Origin of the sequence: Pseudomonas sp. G11-1 (assembly GCF_024031555.1) — a bacterium.
Classification (GTDB): Bacteria; Pseudomonadota; Gammaproteobacteria; order Pseudomonadales; family Pseudomonadaceae; genus Halopseudomonas; species Halopseudomonas bauzanensis.
On the sequence record NZ_QEYQ01000003.1, the window covers coordinates 222,844 to 245,792 of the forward strand.

20 protein-coding genes are annotated in these 22,949 nt (G+C 61.0%); 10 read left to right on the forward strand and 10 right to left on the reverse strand.

Translation table 11 applies throughout. The features are described 5' to 3' along the window. Positions 1 to 21: 21 nt before the first annotated feature. On the reverse strand, positions 22 to 1,047 hold the full coding sequence (locus tag DHB74_RS11295) for a LysM peptidoglycan-binding domain-containing protein (RefSeq protein WP_036992081.1): 1,026 nt from the start codon (positions 1,045 to 1,047) through the stop codon (positions 22 to 24). A gap of 139 nt (positions 1,048 to 1,186) precedes the next feature. On the opposite strand from DHB74_RS11295, the gene def reads away from it, so the two are divergent. From def to DHB74_RS11320, 5 genes are all read left to right on the forward strand, one after another. Next, positions 1,187 to 1,699 carry a peptide deformylase gene (gene def, locus DHB74_RS11300; RefSeq protein WP_036991574.1) on the forward strand — a complete coding sequence of 171 codons (513 nt, stop codon included), beginning with the start codon at positions 1,187 to 1,189 and terminating at the stop codon, positions 1,697 to 1,699. Between the two features lie 91 nt (positions 1,700 to 1,790). Continuing rightward, a complete protein-coding gene (gene fmt, locus DHB74_RS11305) occupies positions 1,791 to 2,744 on the forward strand; it encodes a methionyl-tRNA formyltransferase (RefSeq protein WP_499161490.1) in 954 nt (317 codons plus the stop codon). Beyond that, positions 2,741 to 4,084 carry a 16S rRNA (cytosine(967)-C(5))-methyltransferase RsmB gene (rsmB, locus tag DHB74_RS11310; RefSeq protein ID WP_499161491.1) on the forward strand — a complete coding sequence of 448 codons (1,344 nt, stop codon included), beginning with the start codon at positions 2,741 to 2,743 and terminating at the stop codon, positions 4,082 to 4,084. The genes fmt and rsmB overlap by 4 nt, the downstream gene beginning before the upstream one ends. Positions 4,085 to 4,086: 2 nt before the next feature. Then, a complete protein-coding gene (gene trkA / locus DHB74_RS11315; RefSeq protein WP_499161492.1) occupies positions 4,087 to 5,460 on the forward strand; it encodes a Trk system potassium transporter TrkA in 1,374 nt (457 codons plus the stop codon). A 22-nt stretch (positions 5,461 to 5,482) separates the two neighbouring features. After that, positions 5,483 to 6,931: a TrkH family potassium uptake protein gene (locus DHB74_RS11320; RefSeq protein ID WP_136868559.1), complete on the forward strand. Its 1,449-nt coding sequence runs from the start codon at positions 5,483 to 5,485 to the stop codon at positions 6,929 to 6,931. Here the strand turns inward: DHB74_RS11320 and DHB74_RS11325 are convergent, their stop codons facing one another. From DHB74_RS11325 to DHB74_RS11350, 6 genes are read right to left on the reverse strand one after another with little or no spacing between them, the layout of a single operon-like run. Beyond that, on the reverse strand, positions 6,932 to 7,201 hold the full coding sequence (locus DHB74_RS11325) for a PilZ domain-containing protein (RefSeq protein WP_036991581.1): 270 nt from the start codon (positions 7,199 to 7,201) through the stop codon (positions 6,932 to 6,934). Positions 7,202 to 7,236: 35 nt separating this feature from the next. Next, complete coding sequence (locus DHB74_RS11330) at positions 7,237 to 8,124, reverse strand: lysophospholipid acyltransferase (protein ID WP_136868560.1); 888 nt, start codon at positions 8,122 to 8,124, stop codon at positions 7,237 to 7,239. 49 nt (positions 8,125 to 8,173) lie between these two features. After that, positions 8,174 to 8,572, reverse strand: a complete 399-nt coding sequence (locus tag DHB74_RS11335) for a DUF1850 domain-containing protein (protein ID WP_036992083.1) — start codon at positions 8,570 to 8,572, stop codon at positions 8,174 to 8,176. Next, the gene (locus tag DHB74_RS11340; RefSeq protein WP_036991585.1) at positions 8,569 to 10,590 is read right to left on the reverse strand and encodes a TRAP transporter permease; all 2,022 of its coding nucleotides are present in this window, start codon (positions 10,588 to 10,590) and stop codon (positions 8,569 to 8,571) included. The genes DHB74_RS11335 and DHB74_RS11340 overlap by 4 nt, the downstream gene beginning before the upstream one ends. A 17-nt stretch (positions 10,591 to 10,607) precedes the next feature. Then, complete coding sequence (locus DHB74_RS11345; RefSeq protein ID WP_280164971.1) at positions 10,608 to 11,561, reverse strand: TAXI family TRAP transporter solute-binding subunit; 954 nt, start codon at positions 11,559 to 11,561, stop codon at positions 10,608 to 10,610. Positions 11,562 to 11,576: 15 nt separating this feature from the next. Next, complete coding sequence (locus DHB74_RS11350) at positions 11,577 to 12,161, reverse strand: DNA-3-methyladenine glycosylase I (RefSeq protein ID WP_499161593.1); 585 nt, start codon at positions 12,159 to 12,161, stop codon at positions 11,577 to 11,579. Positions 12,162 to 12,289: 128 nt separating this feature from the next. Here DHB74_RS11350 and ppnN point away from each other — a divergent pair, with 128 nt between their 5' ends. The 5 genes from ppnN to DHB74_RS11375 all read left to right on the forward strand — a co-directional run bounded on the left by ppnN (position 12,290) and on the right by DHB74_RS11375 (position 18,046). Continuing rightward, positions 12,290 to 13,660 (forward strand): nucleotide 5'-monophosphate nucleosidase PpnN, encoded by a 1,371-nt coding sequence (ppnN, locus tag DHB74_RS11355; protein ID WP_036991589.1) that lies wholly within the window; start codon positions 12,290 to 12,292, stop codon positions 13,658 to 13,660. 115 nt (positions 13,661 to 13,775) lie between these two features. Next, positions 13,776 to 14,723, forward strand: a complete 948-nt coding sequence (gene glyQ / locus DHB74_RS11360) for a glycine--tRNA ligase subunit alpha (RefSeq protein WP_036991591.1) — start codon at positions 13,776 to 13,778, stop codon at positions 14,721 to 14,723. Next, positions 14,723 to 16,777: a glycine--tRNA ligase subunit beta gene (glyS, locus tag DHB74_RS11365; RefSeq protein ID WP_499161594.1), complete on the forward strand. Its 2,055-nt coding sequence runs from the start codon at positions 14,723 to 14,725 to the stop codon at positions 16,775 to 16,777. Before glyQ ends, glyS begins: the two co-directional genes overlap by 1 nt. Beyond that, positions 16,774 to 17,307, forward strand: coding sequence for a D-glycero-beta-D-manno-heptose 1,7-bisphosphate 7-phosphatase (gene gmhB / locus DHB74_RS11370; protein ID WP_036991593.1), 534 nt, complete (start codon positions 16,774 to 16,776; stop codon positions 17,305 to 17,307). The genes glyS and gmhB overlap by 4 nt, the downstream gene beginning before the upstream one ends. Positions 17,308 to 17,311: 4 nt before the next feature. Then, positions 17,312 to 18,046, forward strand: coding sequence for a lysophospholipid acyltransferase family protein (locus tag DHB74_RS11375; RefSeq protein WP_499161493.1), 735 nt, complete (start codon positions 17,312 to 17,314; stop codon positions 18,044 to 18,046). Positions 18,047 to 18,295: 249 nt separating this feature from the next. On the opposite strand, the gene gyrB is transcribed toward DHB74_RS11375, so the two are convergent. From gyrB to dnaN, 3 genes are read right to left on the reverse strand one after another with little or no spacing between them, the layout of a single operon-like run. Further along, the gene (gene gyrB / locus DHB74_RS11380; RefSeq protein WP_036991596.1) at positions 18,296 to 20,710 is read right to left on the reverse strand and encodes a DNA topoisomerase (ATP-hydrolyzing) subunit B; all 2,415 of its coding nucleotides are present in this window, start codon (positions 20,708 to 20,710) and stop codon (positions 18,296 to 18,298) included. Between the two features lie 19 nt (positions 20,711 to 20,729). Beyond that, positions 20,730 to 21,824 (reverse strand): DNA replication/repair protein RecF, encoded by a 1,095-nt coding sequence (gene recF, locus DHB74_RS11385; RefSeq protein WP_036991597.1) that lies wholly within the window; start codon positions 21,822 to 21,824, stop codon positions 20,730 to 20,732. 5 nt (positions 21,825 to 21,829) lie between these two features. After that, the gene (gene dnaN, locus DHB74_RS11390; protein WP_136868566.1) at positions 21,830 to 22,933 is read right to left on the reverse strand and encodes a DNA polymerase III subunit beta; all 1,104 of its coding nucleotides are present in this window, start codon (positions 22,931 to 22,933) and stop codon (positions 21,830 to 21,832) included. Positions 22,934 to 22,949 lie beyond the last annotated feature (16 nt).

Consider the following 22,949-nt stretch of genomic DNA (forward strand, 5'->3'; position numbering starts at 1 on the left):
AAACGGGCGGGGGTGTGATCATCAGGGATTGCGGATCTTGTCCATGATTGCCAGCTGGCGCTGGGCGTTGAGCACGATGCCGTAGCTCATGCGGTCATAGACGCGGAATACCATCAACAGGCCGGCGCGCTCGTCGGGCAGTTGCACCCGCTCGTTCTGCACCCGGTCGCGAACCACTTCGCCGGTCTTGTAGATCGCCAATACGTTGCCTTCCTGCAGATTGTCGCGGGCACCCTTGTTGAGAATGACCACGTCATACTGGCCAATCTGGGTCACACCGTTGGGCACGTCGAGAATCAGGCCATCGATTTCATCTTCCGGATCGCTGGGGAAGAAGGTGGAGGCCACAGCCCGCTCTTCGGTCTCCAGCAGGCGGTCACCGATGCGCACTTCCTGGCGGCTGCGGGTGACCATCAGCGTGGTGATATCGCGCTCGGTGGCAAGCACGTCGGCGTTACCGATTTCCTGGGCGTGGATGCCGAGGAAGTCGCCACTCTGCGGATCGGTATAGGCCTTGCCACGGCGATAAAGGCCGAAGGCGGGGATGGTTTCATCTATATCACCACGGGCATAGACGCGATTGCCGGCACCGGCTACCACGCTTTCCGCTTCACCGCCGATGACATAGGGCGCGGCTTCCAGCTGCTCGGCGTCATCCATGATGCGTCCGGCATTCAGGAACGCGTTGATGGCTTCCAGCGGAATGGTCGGAATGGCTTCGGCCACAGCCGAGGACCGCACGGTAGGCGACAGCTTGATGGTACCACCCTGGCCGCGGTCAACCATCAGCCGTGGCTGGCCATCAATGTACACCAGCGATATGATGTCGCCGGGGTAGATGAGGTGGGGGTTGTTGATCTGCGGGTTGGCGTGCCAGATTTCCGGCCACTTCCAGGGCAGATTGAGAAACCGACCAGCAATATCCCACAGGGTATCGCCTCTGACTACCTGGTAACGCTCGGGGTGGTTTTCCCTGAACACCGACTCCTGGGCCTGCACCAGAATGCTCATCGAGAGCAGCAACAGGCCGAGTAATGTTTTCCTCATGACATGAATCCCTTTATTATAGAGGCCAGCACCCAAGGTCCCGCGCCTTCTCCGGCACGTGAACCAGCTATACTTCCAAGCTGCGTGCATATTAGCAGCACCTTACGAAACAGTTCTACAACGTGCATCACAAACCGACATGGCCATATTGAATATTTTAGAATTTCCCGATCCCCGGCTGCGTACCATCGCCAAGCCGGTCGACGTTGTTGATGAGCGCATCCGGCAACTGGTCGATGACATGTTTGAAACCATGTATGAAGCCCCAGGGATTGGACTGGCTGCGACACAGGTCAACGTGCATGAACGCGTCATTGTCATCGATCTCTCGGAAGACCGCAGCGAACCGCGGGTTTTCATCAATCCGGAGCTGGAGCCACTGACCGAGGATCTCGAAGAGATGCAGGAAGGTTGCCTCTCGGTACCCGGTTTCTACGAGACGGTCATCCGCCCCGAGCGCGTCCGGGTCAAAGCGCTGGACCGTGACGGCCAAGCCTTCGACATCGTTTGTGAAGGCCTGCTGGCGGTCTGCATCCAGCATGAATGCGATCACCTGAATGGCAAGCTGTTCGTGGATTATCTGTCCAACCTCAAGCGTGACCGCATCCGCAAGAAACTGGAGAAGCTGCATAAGGCGCAGGCCAACGCCTGAGCCCTTCAGGTCAGAAGGCTTGCTCCGGCAAGCCTTTTCTTTACCCGGATGATCCCTCGGTAACCGCTTGCCGAGCCAACAAGGCCATTTCATGAACAGCTCTGATCTTCGCATCGTTTTCGCCGGCACCCCGGAATTTGCCGCCGCCCATCTGCAGGCGCTGCTGCAAGCCGGCCTGAATATCGCCGCCGTCTACAGCCAGCCGGACCGGCCGGCCGGGCGCGGTCAGAAGCTGGCCATGAGCGCGGTCAAAACGCTGGCGCTCAAACATGAGCTGCCGGTGTACCAACCGGTTTCCCTGCGTGCGCCCGAGGCCCAGGCCGAACTGGCCGCGCTGCAGCCGGATCTGCTGGTCGTCGTCGCCTACGGCTTGATCCTGCCCCAGGCGGTACTGGACATCCCGCGGCTGGGTTGCATCAACAGCCATGCTTCGCTGTTGCCACGCTGGCGCGGTGCCGCGCCCATTCAGCGGGCCATCGAAGCCGGTGACAGCACCAGCGGCGTGACCGTGATGCGCATGGAGGCGGGGCTGGATACCGGGCCGATGCTGCTCAAGGTGAACACACCGATCAGCGCCGCGGATACCGGCGGCAGTCTGCACGACCGCCTCGCCGAGCTGGGACCACAGGCGGTACTGCAGGCCATTGATGGCCTGGCCGCCGGGACACTGGACGGCGAGGTGCAGGATGATGACCTGGCTACCTACGCACACAAGCTCGGCAAGACCGATGCGCGCATCGACTGGGCCCGCCCGGCGACCGAACTGGATCGCCTGATCCGCGCCTTCAATCCCTGGCCGCTGGCCCATGCCCGCTGGCAGGATCAGCCGCTGAAAGTCTGGGCGGCCCAGCCGGAAGCCGGTACCGGCCAGCCCGGCGAAATTCTCGATTGCAGCAAGCAGGGCCTGCTGGTCGCCTGCGGTGACGGCGCCCTGCGCCTGACCCGGCTGCAACTGCCCGGTGGCAAGCCGCTGGCCTTTGCCGATCTGTACAACGCCCGGCGCGAGCAGTTCGCCCCAGGCCAGTTGCTGGCCAACGGTCAATGAGTCCGCGCCTGGCCGCGGCCAATGCGCTGGCTACCGTGATGGCCGGCAAGGCATCACTGGGTAGCAGCCTGCCGGCACAGCTCAAGCAGGTAGTGCCGCGTGACCATGCCCTGGCCCGGGAGCTGGCGCTGGGTACCGCGCGCTGGTTTCAGCGCCTCGATGGCCTGGCCGGTCACCTGTTGCAGAAACCGCTGAAAGCCGCCGACCGCGACCTGCATGTCCTGCTGCTGATCGGCATGTACCAGTTGCTGTATACCCGGGTACCACCCCATGCAGCCATTGCCGAGACCGTGCAGCTGGCCGTCACCCTGAAGAAAACCTGGGCCAAGGGCATGCTCAATGCCGTACTGCGTCGTACCCAGCGCGAGGGTGTCGCCCTGCTGACAGAACTGGAGCACGACCCGGTGATTCGCGTCTCCCATCCGCGGTGGCTGCAGAAGACCTTCAAGCAGGTCTGGCCACAGCACTGGGAAGCGCTCTGTGCGGCCAATAATCTGCACCCACCGATGACCCTACGGGTCAATCGGCGGCAGACCAGCCGCGATGCCTATTTGCAAGAGTTGCAGCAGGCCGGCATCGCGGCCACGCCCTGCCCGTTCAGCGCCGACGGGGTAACCCTGGCTCAGGCCTGTGATGTGCAGCAGCTGCCCGGTTTTGCCACCGGCGCGGTCAGCGTGCAGGACGAGGCGGCTCAGCTGGCGGCGCCGCTGCTGGAGCTGCAGCCCGGCCAGCGGGTACTGGACGCCTGCTGCGCCCCCGGCGGCAAGACCTGCCATATTCTCGAATTGCAGCCCGGGCTGCAGGAAGTCGTTGCGCTGGATCTGGAGCCGGCCCGGCTCGAACGGGTGCGAGACAATCTGCAGCGCCTGGGCCTGAGTGCAACTCTCAAGGCGGCCGATGGGCGCGATCTGGACGCCTGGTGGGATGGGCAGCCCTTCGATCGCATTCTGCTGGATGCGCCCTGCTCGGCCACCGGCGTGATCCGTCGCCATCCCGATATCAAGCTGACCCGCCAGCCGGACGACATCGCCGCACTGGCCGCGCTGCAGGGCGAACTGCTCGATCAGGTATGGCGCACCCTGGCGGTCGGCGGCATTCTGGTCTATGCCACCTGCTCGGTATTGCCACAGGAGAATACCCAGGTGATCGACGCCTTTCTGGCCCGCCAATCAGGCGCCCGCCAACTTCCCATTGCAGGCCCTTACGGTCTCGAGCAGCCGTGCGGACGGCAGTTGCTGCCCCAGCCGGATGGCCATGATGGTTTCTATCTGGCCAAATTGTTGAAAATCGCCAATAACGCACCGGCCAGCAGCTACACTGGGCCTGACAGCAGGGACTAGCCATGAAGATCATCATTCTCGGTGCGGGTCAGGTCGGCAGCAGCCTGGCCGCCGAACTGGCCAGCGAAGCCAACGACATCACGGTGGTGGATACCGACACGGTACGTCTGCGCGCTCTGGGCGATCGCCTGGATATCCGCACGGTGCAGGGGCGCGGCTCGCTGCCGACCGTCATGCGCCAGGCGGGGGCTGATGATGCGGACATGCTGATCGCCGTCACCAGCAGTGACGAAACCAACATGATTGCCTGCCAGGTGGCCTACACCCTGTTTCGTACCCCGACCAAGATTGCCCGTATCCGCGAGTCGGCGTACCTCATCCGCGGTGAGCTGTTCCAGAACGAAGCCATTCCCATCGATGTGCTGATCAGTCCCGAGCAGGCCGTCACCACTTATATCAAGCGGCTGATTCAGAATCCCGGCGCGCTGCAGGTACTGGATTTTGCCGGCGGCAAGGTGCAGCTGGTGGCAGTGCGGGCCTATTACGGCGGCCCCCTGGTGGGCCAGGAGCTGCGCTATCTGCGCCAGCACATGCCCAATGTGGATACCCGGGTGGCGGCCATCTTTCGCCGCGACCGGCCAATCACCCCCCAGGGGGATACCGTCATCGAAGCCGATGACGAGGTGTTCTTCCTTGCCGCCTCGCAGGATATCCGCGCGGTGATGAGTGAACTGCGCCGAGTTGAAAAGAGCCACAAGACCATCATGATCGCAGGTGGCGGCAACATCGGTGAACGCCTGGCCGAGGCCATCGAAACCCGTTACCGGGTGAAAATCATCGAGAACAACCGGGCCCGCGCCGATTACCTGTCGCAAAACCTGGAAAAGGCTATCGTGCTGTATGGCAGCGCCTCGGACCAGGAGCTGCTGGTGGAAGAGAATATCGAGGAAGTCGATATCTTCTGTGCGGTGACCAACGACGACGAGGCCAACATCATGTCTTCGATGCTGGCCAAGCGGCTTGGGGCGCGCAAGGTGATGGCGCTGATCAACAACCCGGCTTATGTGGATCTGGTGCAGGGCGGCCAGATCGATATTGCCATCTCACCTTCGCAGACCACCATCGGCACTCTGCTGACGCACGTTCGTCGCGGCGATATCGTCAATGTCTACTCGCTGCGCCGCGGCGCGGCGGAAGCCATCGAAGTGGTCGCCCATGGTGACGCCCGCTCCTCCAAGGTGGTGGGCAAGGCGATCAGCGAGATCAGATTGCCGCCGGGCACCACCATCGGCGCGGTGGTGCGCAAGGAGGAGGTACTGATTGCCCATGACACCACGGTGATCGAATCCGAGGATCATGTGATCCTGTTCGTTATCGACAAGAAGCACACCCGCGATGTCGAGCGGTTGTTCCAGGTCGGGCTGACCTTCCTCTGACTCGGCACAGGTAAGCGAGCGCATGCAGTATTCCCAGATCCAGCGCATCCTCGGCATTCTGCTGATGCTGTTTTCCACCAGCATGCTGCCGGCCGCCGCGGTCGGCTTCCATTATGGCGAGCACGCGCGGGAGGCGTTCCTGGTTGGCTTTGCCATCACCCTGGTCATCGGCCTGCTGGTGTGGCTGCCAGTGCGCCACCGGCGCAACGAATTGCGTACCCGCGATGGCTACCTGATCACCGTGCTGTTCTGGCTGGTACTGGGGTTGTTCGGGGCGGTGCCGCTGTACCTGCTGGAATTGCCCGATCTGACGGTAGCCGATGCGGTGTTCGAATCCTTTTCCGGGCTGACCACCACCGGCGCCACGGTGATTACCGGGCTGGATACCCTGCCACGCTCCTTGCTGTTCTATCGACAGCAGCTGCAATGGTTCGGCGGCATGGGCATCATCGTGCTGGCGGTCGCCATCCTGCCGCTGCTGGGTGTCGGCGGCATGCAGCTGTACCGCGCCGAAATGCCCGGCCCGCTGAAGGAAAACAAGCTGACCCCGCGCATAGCCGAAACCGCCAAGGTGCTCTGGTTCATCTACACCGGTCTGACGCTGGCCTGTGCCGGCGCCTACTGGTTGGCTGGAATGTCGTTGTTCGATGCCATTGGCCACAGCTTTTCGACAGTGGCCATCGGCGGCTTCTCTACCCACGATGCCAGTATCGGTTATTACGATAGTCCGCTCATCGAGCTGATCTGCGTGCTGTTTATGGTCATCTCGGGGATCAATTTCGCCCTGCACTTCACCGCCTGGCGTTTTCGCTCGATCCGCAGCTACTGGCAGGATCCCGAGTGCCGGACCTATCTGCTGATCCTGCTGGGACTGTTCGTCATCAGCGCCGCGCTGCTGAGCTACTCCCAATACTACGATGTCGCTTCGTCACTGCGCTTTGCCGCTTTCCAGACGGTGTCCATTGCCACTACCACCGGTTTCACCGTCACCGACTTCGCCTCCTGGCCCTCGGTGCTGCCGTTCATGCTGCTGTATGCCAGCTTCGTCGGCGCCTGTGCCGGTTCCACCGGTGGCGGCATGAAGGTGATCCGCGTGGTGCTGGTATTCAAGCAGGGCGTGCGGGAGATCAAGCGGCTGCTGCATACCAACGGGGTATTTCCGGTCAAGCTGGGCAGCAAGCCGGTGGGCGATCGGGTAGTGGAAGCGGTATGGGGATTCTGCTCGGTGTATGTGTTCACCTTCGCCCTGCTGTTCCTGCTGTTGCTCGGCACCGGCCTGGACTTTGTTACCGCCTTCTCGGCACTGACCGCCTGCATGAACAACCTGGGCCCGGGTCTGGGCGACGTGGCCGCGCACTACGGCGACATGACGGCGACGGTCAAATGGATTCTCAGCTTCGCCATGCTGCTGGGCCGTCTGGAAGTCTTCACCCTGCTGGTGTTGCTGACGCCGATGTTCTGGCAGCGCTGATCAGGCCTCGTCGAGAAAGGCCAGGCCTACACCTTGGCCTGGCACCACCCGCTGGATCACCATACGCAGAACCGGCGCCTCGATCGGCATATCCTGCACCTGCCCGGTAACCTCATCGCCGACGGCCAGCGCGGCCAGGTCAGGATGCTCGACGAAGACGCCGCCATCGGACAGGTCGCGGGTCTGGGCGGTCAGGGAGCCGATCGCCGGGTGGGTGATCTTGATCCGGCACTTCATCATCGTCCGTGGATATTGCCGTTGGTTGCTCATGGATTGCCGTCCTTGTCATTTGCTACCGATTCAGTTCAATACCATTTCCTTTCGCCGGCGGGGCGTTTCTTGAACCGTTTCATGCTCCACATGTACTGGCTGGGCCAGCGCCGGACGTAGTTCTCGATGCAGGCGCTCATCGCCGCCACCGCCTCGGTTTCATCCTCGCTGTAGAGCGCTGCGGGGGCACGCTCGACGATCACCTTGAAGCCGCTGTGATCGGGCAGGCGTACACAATGCAGGAACACACCGTTGGCCGCACCGCCCTTGAGCAGGCCAGGCACGAATTTGCTGGTCAGCGCCTGGATACCGAAGAAGGGCACGAACAGACCGCTCTTCAGCGCCGGCTCCGGGTCGGCAGGAATGCCAACCGCGCCACCCCGCCGCACCTCGCGCATGACGCTGATGATGCCTTCGCGGGTGGACGCCGCCACCTTGTTACCCAACTGGGTGCGCTGTTTCTGCAGCAACTCATCCACCGCCTTCTGCTTGGGTGGGCGATAGAAGATGATCGGTGAGCATTTCAGGCAATACCAGTGGTTGAGCACTTCCCAGTTGCCCAGATGACTGGTGATGCCGACCAGCCCCTTGCCCTCGGCCAGCGCTTCATCGAGCAGCTGCTCGCCTTCCACTTCCTTGATCAGGGCCACGGTTTTCTGCGGACTCCACATCCAGGCACAGGCGCTTTCGGCGAAGCTGCGACCGATATTGACCAGCGTCTCGCCGACCAGCCGTTCCCGCTCGGCGGGTGGCAGTTCCGGCAGGCAATGGGCGAAGTTGATGCGTACCACGTCACGCGACCGGTTCGGCAGCTTCCACATCAGCCAGCCCACCGCCGCTCCGAGGCGCTGCGCCACGCCGAAGGGCAGTAACGCGAACAGTTTGAGAAACCCCACCGTGATAGCGCCCTTGAGCCTTTTCACTCACCACTCTCCAACCTGAAAAAACGCCATTGTAGCCTGCGCACTGGCATCAGCCCACCGACGGCTGACAACTCCACAATTCCACCACCGGTCGCTGCGGGCTCGGCGGCCCCAGCCAATCGGCCAGCGGCCGACAGCCAGCTTCGCTGCATAACTGGTAATCGCCCGCCGCAGGGGCATCGCTGCGCCCCAGCCGCAGCGGCTGCAATGCCGGTAGCTGCGGCCGATAGTGCCAGCTGCCATCACGCAATATGGCGTCCTGCGGGATATCCATCCCGGCGCCACTGCCACGGATTCGCGCCTCGCGCAGTAGCAGGCCAGCCGGGTCGAGCTGATAGTCCTCCTCCCACCGGATCTTCTCCACACTGTGCTGCCAGGCCAGGGTGAACTCGGCCAGCGGCAGCTGTGCCCAGATCACCCCGGCCAAGCCGAGACACAGCGCATTCATGCCGGACTGCGCACGCGCCGTGACCGCCACCAGTGCTGCGCAAGAAAGAGCAGACCCAGGGCGAAACCCAGTTCATCGGTAATCGGCAAAGCCAGGACCATCAACGCGCCAGCAGCGAAGCCCAGCAGTTTTTCCCACCAGACCAGCGGGCGCAGGCAATAGCCGGTGAAGACGATACCCCACAGGCCGATGGCGAAGCCCGCCTTGACCAGCATGTACAGCACCGCCGACCAGTCCCCGCCCTGCATCATCAGCGCCGGGCTGTAGACTGCCATGAACGGCACGACGAAGCCGGCGACGGCGATGCGCACCGCCCACAGGCTGATTTTCAAACCGTTCTCCCGGGCGATCGGCGCTGCGGCAAAGCAGGCCAGCGCCACCGGTGGGGTCAGGTCAGCCATGATGCCGAAATAGAACACGAACATGTGCGAGACGATCAGCGGCACGCCCAGATCCAGCAACGCCGGCGCGGCAATGGAACTGGTGATGATGTAATTGGGGATCGTCGGAATGCCCATGCCCAACACCAGACAGGTGAGCATGGTCAGCAGCAGCGACAGGAACAGACTGTCCTGACCCACGGCGAGAATGTAACCGGCAAAGGTCGAGGCCACCCCGGTCAGCGAGACGATGCCGATGATCACCCCCACCAGCACACAGGCAATGCCCACCGGCACCGCATGGCGCGCCCCTTCAACCAGCGCGTGCAAACAGATCAGCAGGGTGTCGCGCCCCCCCTTGATGAACCAGCAAGCCACTACCAGCGCACCAATGACCCCGAAGATGACACCGATCCCCAACTGGAAGAAACCGGCGCAGAGAATCCCCAGCACCATCCAGAACACCACCCGCAGTGCGGTGGATGACAATCGCAGAATCAATGCCGAGCCAAGAATCACGATAGCGGTCAGCGCCAGCCCCACGGTTCCGGCAAACATGGGCGTGCGCCCGGAGAACAGCAGCCAGATCAATATGATCAGCGGTATCAGGAGAAACCAGCGCTGACGGACCGCATCCCAGGCACTGGGGCATTCATCCTTCGGCAAGCCATTGAGTTTCGAGCGTCTGGCTTCCAGATGTACCATCCAGAATACCGAGCCGAAATACAGCAGGGCCGGTATCAACGCCGCCTTGGCTACCTCGACATAGGGCACGTTGATGGTCTCGGCCATGATGAAAGCCACCGCCCCCATGACCGGTGGCATGATCTGGCTGCCCATGCTGGACGTGGACTCGACACCGCCGGCAAAGGCCGCCCGATAACCGAAACGCTTCATCAGCGGAATGGTGAACTGGCCGGTGGTCACCACGTTGGCTACCCCGGAGCCAGTGATAGTGCCCATCAGCGCCGACGAGACCACCGATACCTTGGCCGGTCCACCGGCCCGGTGGCCGAACAGGCCCATGGCGAAATCGGTAAACAGGCGGATCATCCCGGCCTGCTCCAGGAACGAGCCGAACAGGATGAACAGGAAGATATAGGTGGCCGAGACGTAGGTGGGCGTGCCGTACAGCCCTTCGGTGCCGAAGGACAGCTGGTTGACCACCTGATCCAGCCCGTATCCCCGGTGCGCCAGATCGCCGGGCAGATGGTTGCCGAACAGTCCATAGGCCAGGAACAGCCCACAGATGATCGGCAGGGCAATCCCCATCACGCGCCGCGCCGCCTCGAAGACCAGCACGATCAGCACCAGGCCAACCACCATGTCCAGGCTGGTCAGGTCACCCGATCGCTGGATCAGATCCGCTTCGAAATACCACTGATAGAAAAAGGTCGCCATGCCCGCCAGCGCCAGCACCCAGGCGAGCGGCTGCCAGGGGCGCGCCTTGCCGCGCAGCGGATAGCTCAGATATACCAACATCAGCAGAAAGCCGACGTGCCCGGCCCGCAGCACCTGGGTGGACACGGGGTGAAAGGCGGCGGTGATGATCTGGTAGCAGGAAAACAACAGCGCCACATAGAACAGCGCCTTGGGCCACTCGGCGGGGCTCGCATGGAGCCCCTGGTATTCACTCATAGACTACTCCCTGCTACCTATTCCAGAACACCCGCTTCCCGGTAGAACCGCTCGGCGCCCGGATGCAGGGGAATCGGCAGGTTCTGCGCCGCACTCTCCAGCTTGATTGCCTTGGCGGCAGCATGGGCATTGCCCAGAGCATCCAGGTTGTCGAAGATCAGCTTCGTCATCTGATAGGCGACTTCTTCGTCGACCTTTTCGTGGCTGACCAGGATATTGGTGATGCCCACAGTGGGTACGTCCTCGTCCTGACCATCATAGGTACCGGCCGGAATCATGCCCGGTTGATAGGCCGGGTTGTTGATCTTCTCCACTACATCGCCGGGAATGGCGACGAAATTCACCGACATGGTGCTGGCCAGGTCGCGAATGGCCGCCATGCCCAGACCGGAGGACTGGAGGGTGGCGTCCAGCTGGCGATTCTTGATCAGCTCGACGGATTCGGCATAGGGCAGGAATTCGACCCGACGCATATCTTCGTAGCTCAGCCCCGCGGCGGCGAAGATCGCCCGGGCATTGAGTTCGGTACCGGACTTGGGCGCACCGACCGAAATACGCTTGCCCTTGAGGTCTTCCAGGGTCTTGATGCCGGACTCTGCACTGGCGACCACCTGAATATAGTTATTGTAGGTTCCGGCAATCGCCCGCAGCCGCTTGAGTGGCGCCTTGAAGCCCGCATCCTCGACACCATTCCAGGCATCGGCGACCGAGTCGCCGAGGGCGAAGGCGAGTTCACCCCGGCCGGACTGCAGCAAGTTGAGGTTCTCCACCGAGGCTTTAGTGGCCTGCACCGAGGGCCGGGCGCCGTCGATCTGCCCGTACAGCTGGGAGATGGCTACACCGATCGGGTAATACACCCCGCTGGTGCCGCCCGTGAGAACGTTGATATAGGTGGGTGCAGCGAATACCGCGGTGGTGGCGGTCAGCGCCGCGGCAGCGGCCAGCAGACCCAGTCGTTTGGTCAATCGCATGGATGTTCTCCATCATTATTGTTGTTTGACAGCAGCAGCTCCGCCAGCCAGTTCGGCATGGCGGAAACATTCCAGAGTATGGTCCATAACCATGCCGGTCGCCTGCATGAATGCATAACAGATGGTCGGCCCGACAAAACTGAAGCCGGCCTGCTTCAATGCCTTGCTCATGGCCTGGGCCTCGGTGGTGATGGCTGGCACCTCGGCATGGACGGCAAAATGGTTGATCAGCGGTCGGCCGCCGACGAACTGCCAGAGCCAGGCAGCGGGGTCCGTCTGCTCGGCCAGGGCCAGCCAGGACCGGGCATTCTGTCGCGCCGCATGCACCTTGAGGCGATTGCGGATGATACCAGGGTCCAACATCAACTCCTGCAGGTCGGCATCGGTCTGCGCCGCCATGAGCTGCGCATCGAACCCATGATAGACCTGCCGGTAACGCTCGCGCTTCTTCAGAATGGTGATCCAGGACAGGCCCGCCTGAAAGCCATCAAGCAGGAGCTTCTCGAACAGCCGCTGGGCATCGTATTCGGGCACGCCCCATTCCTGGTCGTGATAAGCCTGATAGATCGGGTCCGCGGAGCACCAATGGCAGCGGGACAGGTCGTTGCGGGATGATTTCAAGGCGGTGCTCCTGATTGCCGGTCGAAACAGTTTATACCAGCCCCCGTTGTATCGGCCGGGTAGCTGTAGCGTAAGATGGGGTATCCATTTTCAACGCGGAAGCGATAATGCCTAGACACGTCGTCAATGTTTCAGTTACTCCCCGGGGCAGTATGGAAATCCTGTCCCAGCGTGAAGTCCAGCAGTTGAGTGAAGCCGGTTCCGGCAGCACCTATCAGTTGTTCCGCCAGTGTGCGTTGGCCATCCTCAATACCGGTGCCCGGGTCGATAATGCCAAGACCATCCTCGAAGCCTACGCCGATTTCGAGGTGCATATCCACCAGCTCGATCGTGGCGTCAGCCTGGAATTACGCAACGCGCCAGCCGATGCCTTTGTCGATGGCCAGATGATTTCCAGTACCCGGGAAATGCTGTTCAGCGCCCTGCGCGATATCGTCTATACCGAGAGTGAGTTGCGCAACCAGCGGGTGGACCTGAGTACCTCCAATGGCATCACCGATTACGTCTTTCACCTGCTGCGCAACGCCCGCACGCTGACGCCCGGCGTGGAGCCCAGGATGGTGGTGTGCTGGGGCGGGCACTCGATCAATACCGAGGAATACAAATACACCAAGAAGGTCGGCCACGAGCTGGGCCTGCGCAATATGGATATCTGCACCGGTTGCGGCCCGGGCGTGATGAAGGGACCGATGAAGGGCGCAACCATTGCCCATGCCAAGCAGCGCGTCATCGATGGCCGTTACCTGGGCCTGACCGAACCGGGCATCATTGCCGCCGAGGCGCCCAACCCCATCGTCAACGAGCTGGTGATCCTGCCGGATATCGAAAAGCGCCTGGAAGCCTTCGTCCGGGTCGGCCACGGTATCATCATCTTCCCCGGCGGCGTCGGCACCGCCGAAGAGTTCCTCTATCTGCTGGGTATTCTGCTGCACCCGGACAACAGCGAACTGCCATTCCCGCTGATCCTGACCGGACCGCAGGAGTCGGCTGGCTACCTGCAGCAGTTGCATGAATTTGTCGGTGCCACGCTCGGCTCGCAGGCCCAGGCGCGCTACGAGATCATCATCGAGGATCCGGTGCTGGTGGCGCGCAAGATGAAGCAGGGGCTGGCGGAGGTGGAGCGCTTCCGCCGCGAACGCAACGATGCCTTCCATTTCAACTGGTTGCTGAAGATTGAAGAGGGCTTCCAGCGGCCCTTCGATCCGACCCACGAAAACATGGCCAACCTGGAGCTGCGCCGCAGCACCCCGCCCCATGAACTGGCGGCCAACTTGCGTCGAGCGTTCTCCGGCATCGTCGCCGGCAACGTCAAGGACAAGGGCATCCGCTTGATCGAGCAATACGGGCCCTACGAGATCCATGGCGATCCGCAGATCATGCAACCACTGGAGGCGCTGCTGACCGCCTTCGTCGAACAGCAGCGGATGAAACTACCCAACGGTAGCGCCTATCAGCCTTCCTACCGGGTCGTCAGCTGACCCCCGGCCGGCGGCGCCCCGCGCGCCGCCGGCCAACAATTATCCGCCCGCGCTGTATGCCGTCCCATCGGGATTGTATACTTCGCCCTTTCTTCACAGTTGACCGGTGAAAAACGTGACTCAGACCAATCCCGCCGCCCAGACCTTCCAGGGCCTGATCCTCGCGCTGCAGAACTTCTGGGCGCAGCAGGGCTGTGTGTTACTCCAGCCCTATGACATGGAAGTCGGTGCCGGTACCTTCCACACCGCGACCTTCCTGCGCTCCATCGGCCCGGAAAACTGGAACGCCGCCTATGTCCAGCCCAGCCGCCGCCCGGCGGATGGCCGCTATGGCGAGAACCCCAACCGTCTGCAGCATTATTACCAGTTCCAGGTAGTGCTCAAGCCGAACCCGGACAACATCCAGGAGCTGTACCTGGATTCACTGCGCCACATCGGCATCGACCCGCTGGTGCATGACATCCGCTTCGTCGAAGACAACTGGGAATCGCCAACCCTGGGCGCCTGGGGGCTGGGCTGGGAGGTCTGGCTGAACGGCATGGAAGTCACCCAGTTCACCTACTTCCAGCAGGTGGGTGGCGTTGAGTGCTATCCGGTCACCGGCGAAATCACCTACGGGCTGGAGCGCCTGGCCATGTACCTGCAGGGCGTCGACTCGGTCTACGACCTGGTCTATTCCGATGGCCCGTTCGGCAAAGTCACCTATGGCGACGTGTTCCACCAGAACGAGGTAGAGCAGTCGACCTACAATTTCGAACACGCCAATATCGACAAACTGTTCGATCTGTTCGACTTCTACGAAGGCGAAGCCAACCGCCTGACCGCAGCCGAACTGCCGCTGCCAGCCTATGAAATGGTGATGAAGGCCTCCCATACCTTCAACCTGCTGGATGCGCGCCGGGCGATATCGGTGACCGAACGCCAGCGTTACATCCTGCGCGTGCGCTCCCTGGCCCGGTCGATTGCCCAGAGCTATCTGCATGCCCGCGCCAAGCTCGGCTTCCCCATGGCCAACCCCGAACTGCGTGATGAAGTACTGGCCAAACTGAAGGAGGCCGAATGATGCTGGCACTCGATTTTCTGGTTGAACTGGGCACCGAAGAGCTGCCACCCAAGGCGCTGAAGCGCCTGGCCGAAGCTTTCCTCGAGGGTGTGGAAAAAGGTTTGAACGAAGCCGGTCTGGCCTATGAATCCACCCGCTATTATGCCGCCCCGCGGCGCCTGGCAGTGTTCGTCGAGCAACTGGCGACCCAGCAGCCCGACCGCACCAGTCAGATGGACGGCCCGCCAGTCAAGGCGGCCTTCGATGCCGAGGGCCAGCCGACCCAGGCCGCTTTGGGCTTCGCCCGCAAATGCGGCGTGGAGTTGAGCGAACTGGATCAGAGCGGCCCGCGCCTGCGCCATGTGCAGACCATCGCCGGCCAGCCCGCTGCTGAACTGCTGCCGCAGATTGTGGATAACGCCTTGGCGGCGCTGCCGATTCCCAAGCGCATGCGCTGGGGTGCCGGCAAGACCGAGTTCGTGCGTCCCACCCAGTGGCTGGTGATGTTGCAGGGTGACAGCATGATTCCTGGCGAGATCCTGTCCCAGCAGGCCGGCCGTACCTCCCTCGGTCACCGCTTCCACCATCCTGGTGAGGTGCGCATCAGCACGCCGGCCAGCTATACCGATGACCTGCGCCAGGCCCATGTCATTGCTGACTTCGCCGAACGCCGCGAACTGATCCGTCAGCGCGTGGAACAACTGGCCGCCGAACAGCAGGGCACCGCGATCATTCCCGACGACCTGCTGGACGAAGTCACCGCCCTGGTCGAGTGGCCGGTGCCGCTGGTGTGCAGCTTCGAAGAACGGTTCCTCGACGTGCCCCAGGAAGCGCTGATTTCCACCATGCAGGACAACCAGAAGTACTTCTGCCTGCTGGATGCCAACGGCCGCCTGCTGCCGCGCTTCATCACCGTGGCCAACATCGAAAGCACCGATCCGGCGCAGATCATTGCCGGCAACGAGAAGGTCGTGCGCCCGCGGCTGACCGATGCCGAGTTTTTCTTCCAGCAGGACAAGAAGCATCCGCTGGAACACAACAACCAGCGGCTGGCCAGCGTCGTGTTCCAGGCCCAACTGGGCAGCGTCTACGACAAGGCCGTACGGGTGTCCAACCTGGCTGCCTTCATCGCCGAGCGCATCGGCGGTGACCCGGCCAACGCCACCCGCGCCGGGCTGCTGAGCAAATGCGATCTGGCCAGCGAAATGGTTGGCGAGTTCCCCGAGCTGCAGGGCATTGCCGGGTATTACTATGCCCAGCATGATGGCGAAGCTGAAGACGTGGCCCTGGCACTGAACGAGCAGTACATGCCACGCGGCGCCGGCGCCGAATTGCCGAGTACCCTGACCGGCGCCGCGGTCGCGCTGGCCGACAAGCTCGATACCCTGGTCGGCATCTTCGGTATCGGCATGCTGCCCACCGGCAGCAAGGATCCCTATGCCCTGCGCCGCGCCGCGCTGGGTGTGCTGCGGATCCTGATCGAGAAGCGACTGGAGTTGGATCTGCATGCCGCCTTGCAGACCGCCGTCAACCAATACGGCGCCGCCGTGAAGGGCGAAGGCTTGGTCGATCAGGTGCAGGAGTTCATCTTCGATCGCCTGCGCGCCCGTTATGAAGATGAAGGCATCGACGTGGCCGTGTACCAGTCGGTGCGGGCCGTGCACCCTCATTCGCCGCTTGATTTCGATCAGCGCGTACAGGCAGTGCAGGCTTTCCGCCGGTTGCCTGAAGCCGAAGCGTTGGCCGCCGCCAACAAGCGGGTATCCAATATCCTGGCCAAATCCGAAGACCCGGTACCTGAGGTTATCGACCCGGCACTGCTGAACGAAGCTGCCGAGCAGACGCTGGCACAGGCGGTACAAGCCGCTGAGAGCGATGTCGGGCCGCTGGCAGCCGAGCGGCAGTACCAGGCCAGCCTGGAGCGCCTGGCATCGCTGCGCGAGCCGGTGGACAGCTTCTTCGACCAGGTGCTGGTCAACGCCGAGGATCCGCAGATCAAAGCCAACCGGTACGCGCTGCTGGCCCGCCTGCGCGGCCTGTTCCTGGGTGTTGCCGATATCTCGCTGCTCGGATGAAGCTGATTATTCTCGACCGCGACGGAGTCATCAATGAAGACTCCGACGCCTTCGTCAAATCCGTAGCTGAGTGGCATCCGTTACCGGGGTCCATCGAGGCGATCGCACGGCTGAGCAAGGCGGGCTGGACGGTGGCCGTGGCTACCAACCAGTCCGGCCTGGCCCGCGGCTATTTCACTGCCCAGACGCTGGAAGCCATGCATCAGCGCCTGCGTGAGCTGGTCGCGGCACAGGGCGGGCACGTGGACCTGATCCGGCATTGCCCACATGGTCCGGATGATGGCTGCGACTGCCGCAAGCCGCTGTCAGGGCTGTTCCGGCAGATCGCCGAGCATTACGCCGTTACGCTCGATGGTGTGCCCACGGTCGGCGATAGCCTGCGGGATCTGCAGGCGGGTGCCGCAGTAGGGTGTCAGCCCTATCTGGTGCGTACCGGTAAAGGTCGGGCTACTGAAGGCAAGTCACTGCCTGCCGGTACCCGTGTGTTCGATGATCTGGCCGCAGTGGCCAGTTACCTGCTGGAAACCTGACTCCATGTCCGTACTCATGGCCTTGCGCGTCACCCTGTTCTATCTGCTGTTGTCCGCCAGTGCAATCTTGTGGGCCGTGCCGATGCTGATCATCGGTCCCTTGCTGCCATACCGCATCCGCTTCAAGTTGATTCTGGAGTGCTGGTGCCGGTTTGCCATCTGGCTGACCAAATGGCTGGTCGGTATTCGCTATGAAGTGGTCGGTCAGGAAAACATTCCCGATCAGCCCGGCGTGATTCTCTCCAATCACCAAAGCACCTGGGAAACCTTCTTCCTGCAGCAGATCTTTCGTCCACAGACCCAGCTGATCAAGAAGGAACTGCTCTACGTGCCTTTCTTCGGCTGGGCCTTCGCTCTGCTCAAGCCCATCGCCATCGATCGCAGCAAGGCGCGCAATTCCCTGCAGCAGCTCAGCCGTATCGGCGGCCAGCGTCTGCGAGCGGGCGTCTGGGTGCTGGTATTCCCCGAAGGCACCCGCGTGCTGCCCGGCAACCCGATCAAGTTCACCCGCGGCGGCAGCGCCCTGGCCTGCGCCAACAACGCTCCGGTGATCCCGGTAGCCCATAACGCCGGTGAGTTCTGGCCGCGCAACGGCTGGGGCAAGCGCCCGGGTACTGTGCAGGTGAGAATCGGGCCGGCTATCTATCCCAAAGGCCAGGACCCGCGCTCCATCGTTGAGGTCAACAAGCAGGCCGAGGCGTGGGTGAATCAGGCTATGCGGGAAATGCAGGCTGGCTGAGTTGGCTGACATTTGTTGTCAGGCGGTTTTCAACCAACAGCAACGTGAGAGCGAGTGGAAGAGGTTGGTCGGCAGGGTTGGGCCGACCGTCGGTTGCCACGGATGGCAACCGCGAGCCCACATGGATGTGTTTACGGCTAGTCGGCACAGCCCTGCCGACTAGCCTCTTCCTTGCAGTAAGACTGCCGCCACCCCCAAAAAAAGTCCCCAGCGGATCGCTCCAGCCGGGGACTTTTTATTCACCTGGAATCACACATCCAGGTTGGATACCGCCAATGCGTTGCGCTCGATAAACTCGCGGCGCGGTTCCACGTGGTCACCCATCAGGGTGTTGAAGATCTGGTCGGCGCCGATGGCGTCTTCGATGGTGACCTGCAGCATGCGCCGGTTGTCCGGATCCATGGTGGTTTCCCACAGCTGGTCAGCGTTCATTTCGCCCAGTCCCTTATAGCGCTGAATGGTGTGACGGCGAGCGGTTTCGTTCATCATCCATTCGATGGCTTCCTTGAAGTAGCGGATCGGCTTCTTCTTCTCACCACGCTGAATATAGGCGCCGTCTTCCAGCAGGCTCTGCAGCTTCTCGCCCAGATCCGCGATGGCACCGTAGTCGTTACTGGCAAATAGATCGCGGTTGAAGGTCACATAACTGGTATGGCCGTGGCTGATACTTTCAACCTCAGGCAACCAGAGCTGACGTTCCTTATCCTCGCGCAAGCTGACCCGGTATTCCTGTCCGGAGCTCTCTTCTTCTTTTACCAATTTTTCAAATGGAATCAACCAGTTATCCATGAACGCCTTGTCTGCCAGATTTTCTTTCGTCAGGCGCGGCACATAGATCAGCTGTTCCATCAATACCTGGGGATAGAGACGGCCCAGGCGATTGAGGGTCTTCATTACACCACGGTATTCATTGACCAGACGCTCGAGGCCTTCGCCGGTAATGCCCGGGGCGTGCTCGTTAACGTACAGGTAGGAATCCTCGAGTGCCGATTGGGTCAGATAATCCTCCAGCGCCTCATCATCCTTGAGGTACTGTTCCTGCTTACCTTTCTTGATCTTGTACAGCGGCGGCTGGGCGATGTAGATGTAGCCTTTCTCGATCAGCTCGGGCATCTGACGGAAGAAGAAGGTCAGCAGCAGAGTACGGATGTGCGCGCCGTCAACATCGGCATCGGTCATGATGATGATGTTGTGGTAACGCAGCTTCTCGATATTGAACTCGTCACGGCCAATACCACAGCCCAGTGCGGTGATCAGTGTGCCGACTTCCTGGGATGACAGCATGCGATCGAAGCGGGCCTTCTCCACGTTGAGGATCTTGCCCTTGAGCGGCAGGATTGCCTGCGTCTTGCGGTTACGGCCCTGCTTCGCAGAACCGCCCGCGGAGTCTCCTTCCACAATATAGAGTTCGGATAGCGCGGGATCCTTTTCCTGGCAGTCGGCCAGTTTGCCGGGCAACCCGGCGATATCCAGCGCACCCTTGCGGCGGGTCATTTCCCGCGCCTTGCGCGCAGCTTCGCGGGCCCGGGCGGCATCGATCATCTTGCCAACCACGGACTTGGCTTCGTTGGGCTTTTCCAGCAGATAGTCACTGAAGAACTTGTTCATTTCCTGTTCAACCGCGGTTTTCACCTCGGAGGAAACCAGTTTGTCCTTGGTCTGGGAAGAGAACTTGGGATCCGGCACTTTCACCGAAATGATGGCGGTGAGACCTTCACGGGCATCATCGCCGGAGGTGCTGACCTTCAGCTTCTTCAGCAGGCCTTCCTGTTCGATGTAGCTGTTCAGCGAGCGGGTCAATGCACTGCGGAAGCCCGCCAGGTGAGTACCACCATCGCGCTGGGGAATATTGTTGGTGAAGCACAGCAGGCTTTCGTTGAAACTGTCGTTCCACTGCATCGCCACTTCCACACCGATGCCGTCATCCCGCTGTATATTGAAGTGGAATACGGAGTTGATGGTGGACTTGTTGACGTTGAGGTATTCAACGAAGGCACGCAGACCGCCTTCATAGCGGAACAGCTCGCGCTTGCCGGTACGCTCGTCAATCAGGTGGATACCCACACCCGAGTTGAGGAAGGACAGTTCCCGCAGGCGCTTGGCCAGAATGTCCCAGCTGAAACTGATGCTGGTGAAGGTTTCCGCCGAGGGTTTGAAGTGAATCTGGGTGCCGCTGCCCTCAGTGTCACCTATGGCCTCCAGAGGGGCCTGAGGGACGCCGTGACGGTAAGTTTGCTCCCATACCTTACCGGACCGGCGAATGGTCATGATCAGCTCTTCAGAGAGCGCGTTGACCACCGAAACCCCTACGCCGTGCAGCCCGCCGGACACCTTGTAGCTATTGTCATCGAATTTACCGCCGGCGTGCAGTACGGTCATGATGACCTCGGCAGCCGATACGCCTTCTTCGTGGATATCAACCGGAATACCCCGGCCATCATCCTGTACGGTAATGGATTCATCGGTATGGATGGTGATGGTGATATCCGAACAGTGGCCGGCCAGCGCCTCGTCAATGGAGTTGTCCACCACCTCGAACACCATGTGATGCAGACCGGTTCCGTCGTCCGTGTCACCGATATACATGCCGGGGCGTTTACGCACCGCATCAAGGCCTTTGAGGACCTTGATACTTGATGAATCGTAAGCTCTTTCTTCGGTCATTTATAATCACTCCCAGACATTATTCAGTCTGCACAATGCGTCCATGTTCCACGTGGAACATCGACAATGGTGTATCGTTTTTCCAACAATCCTGCATTTGCTGGTCATCAACACAACTGATAAAGACCTGACACTGCAGATCTTCCAGCAGGCTGCAGAGCGCCCGGCGATGTCGTTCATCCAATTCGGACGGCAGGTCATCCACCAGAAACACTGATTCCTGGGATGCTCCCAACTGGCGTAAAAGATAGCCTTGCGCGATTTTCAACGCACAAACAACCAACTTCTGTTGCCCCCGCGATAGAATATCCACCGCGTTCATGCCTTTCACGCGTAGCCGCAAATCAGCTCGCTGAGGCCCCGACTGGGTATACCCCAGCTGACTATCGCGTTCGAACTGGTCGTCGAGCACTTGAGCCAAACCCCGCTCCTTATCCCAACCGCGATAGTAGCTAAGGGTCAGATCATCGAGCGGTAGCAATCGAGCCAGGATTTCCTCAAACACCGGCTTCAACCGCAGCAGGTAGGATCGTCTGAAATCGTCTATCCGCTCCCCGGCAGAAACCAACTCCGTTTCCCAGGGGACCAGCATCGAACGTTGTATTCTACCACGTCGCAGCAGGCTATTACGCTGTTTCAGACTTTTTTGCAAACGCTGCCATACCGGGAGGAACTGATGTTCCACGTGGAACACTCCCCAATCCAGGTACTGACGACGCTGTTTCGGCGCGCCTTCAAGCAAGCGGAAACTGTCGGGATTGATCAGCTGTAATGGTAGCGTTTCCGCCAGTTGTGCTGTGCTACGCACCGTCTGCCCATCAATCCGTATCTGGTAATCGGCCTGCTTGCCGCGGGTAATGCCTATGGAACAAGCCAGACCATTGCTCAGAACGAGTTCGGCAAAAACGGTGCAGGCATCCTGACCATGTTGAATTACGGGCTGCAAGCGGGTGCTGCGAAAGGAGCGCGCCAGGCCAAGAATATGGATGGCTTCTAATAGGCTGGTCTTGCCACTACCGTTGGCGCCGGAAACGATGTTGATGCGGGGGGAAGGGTGAAGCGTCACCGGGTGCAGATTGCGCACCGCGGTGACGGTGAGTCGCTTGAGGGGCATGCAGCTCAGAGACGCATAGGCATGACGACGTAGAGGCTGTCGTCCGATTCGGACTCTTGAACCAGGGCACTGCTGTTGGCATCAGACAGCGTCATCTTGATCTGCTCATTGCTCAGCACGTTCATTACATCGAGCAGGTAACTGACGTTGAACCCGATCTCCAGCGGCGCGCCGGAATAATCGACTACAGTATCTTCCTCAGCTTCTTCCTGCTCCGGGTTGTTAGCCTGGATCTTGAGCATTGCGTCGCTGAGCATCAGCCGAATGCCGCGGTACTTCTCGTTGGACAGAATGGCCGTGCGGCTGAAGGCGTTACGCAGGGATTGCCGATCAGCCAGTACCACCTTGTCGCCGCCACGGGGCAATACCCGTTCGTAATCAGGAAACTTGCCATCAACCAGCTTGGACGTGAAAGTGAAGTCGCCTGTGGTCGCGCGGATATGGTGGGTACCAAGCGTGATATTGATCAGGTCATCCGCTTCACCCAGCAGGCGGGCAAGTTCGAGAATCCCTTTGCGCGGAACGATCAGCTGGTACTTTTCCTGATAGTCGATACTGGCATCGACAGTGCACATCGCCATGCGGTGCCCATCGGTGGCAACAGCGCGCAGCTGGCCGGCATTGATTTCCAGCAGCATGCCGTTGAGGTAATAACGAACATCCTGCTGCGCCATGGCGAAACCGGTGCGCTCAATCAGGCGGCGCAGCTTGTTCTGGCTGACCGCGAAATTCATCGCGCTCTCGCCGTCTTCCACATTCGGGAAATCCGCAGCGGGCAGGGTAGTCAAGGTGAAGCGGCTACGCCCGGCCTTGAGGATAGCCTTGCCTTCTTCGACACGAAAATTGATCGTCGAATCGTCTGGCAGGGATTTGCAGATATCCATCAGCTTGCGCGCAGGTACGGTAATCTCGCCGGGCTCGGCCTGTTCTTCCAGGGGGATTCGGCCGATCAGCTCGACTTCAAGATCGGTGCCGGTCAGCGACAGTGTATTCCCATCAACGACCACTAGAACGTTGGACAGCACTGGCAATGTCTGCCGACGTTCGACGACACCAGCCACCAGTTGCAGTGGTTTCAACAGGGCTTCGCGCTGGATGGTAAATTGCATTGTCTTCCTTCGACCT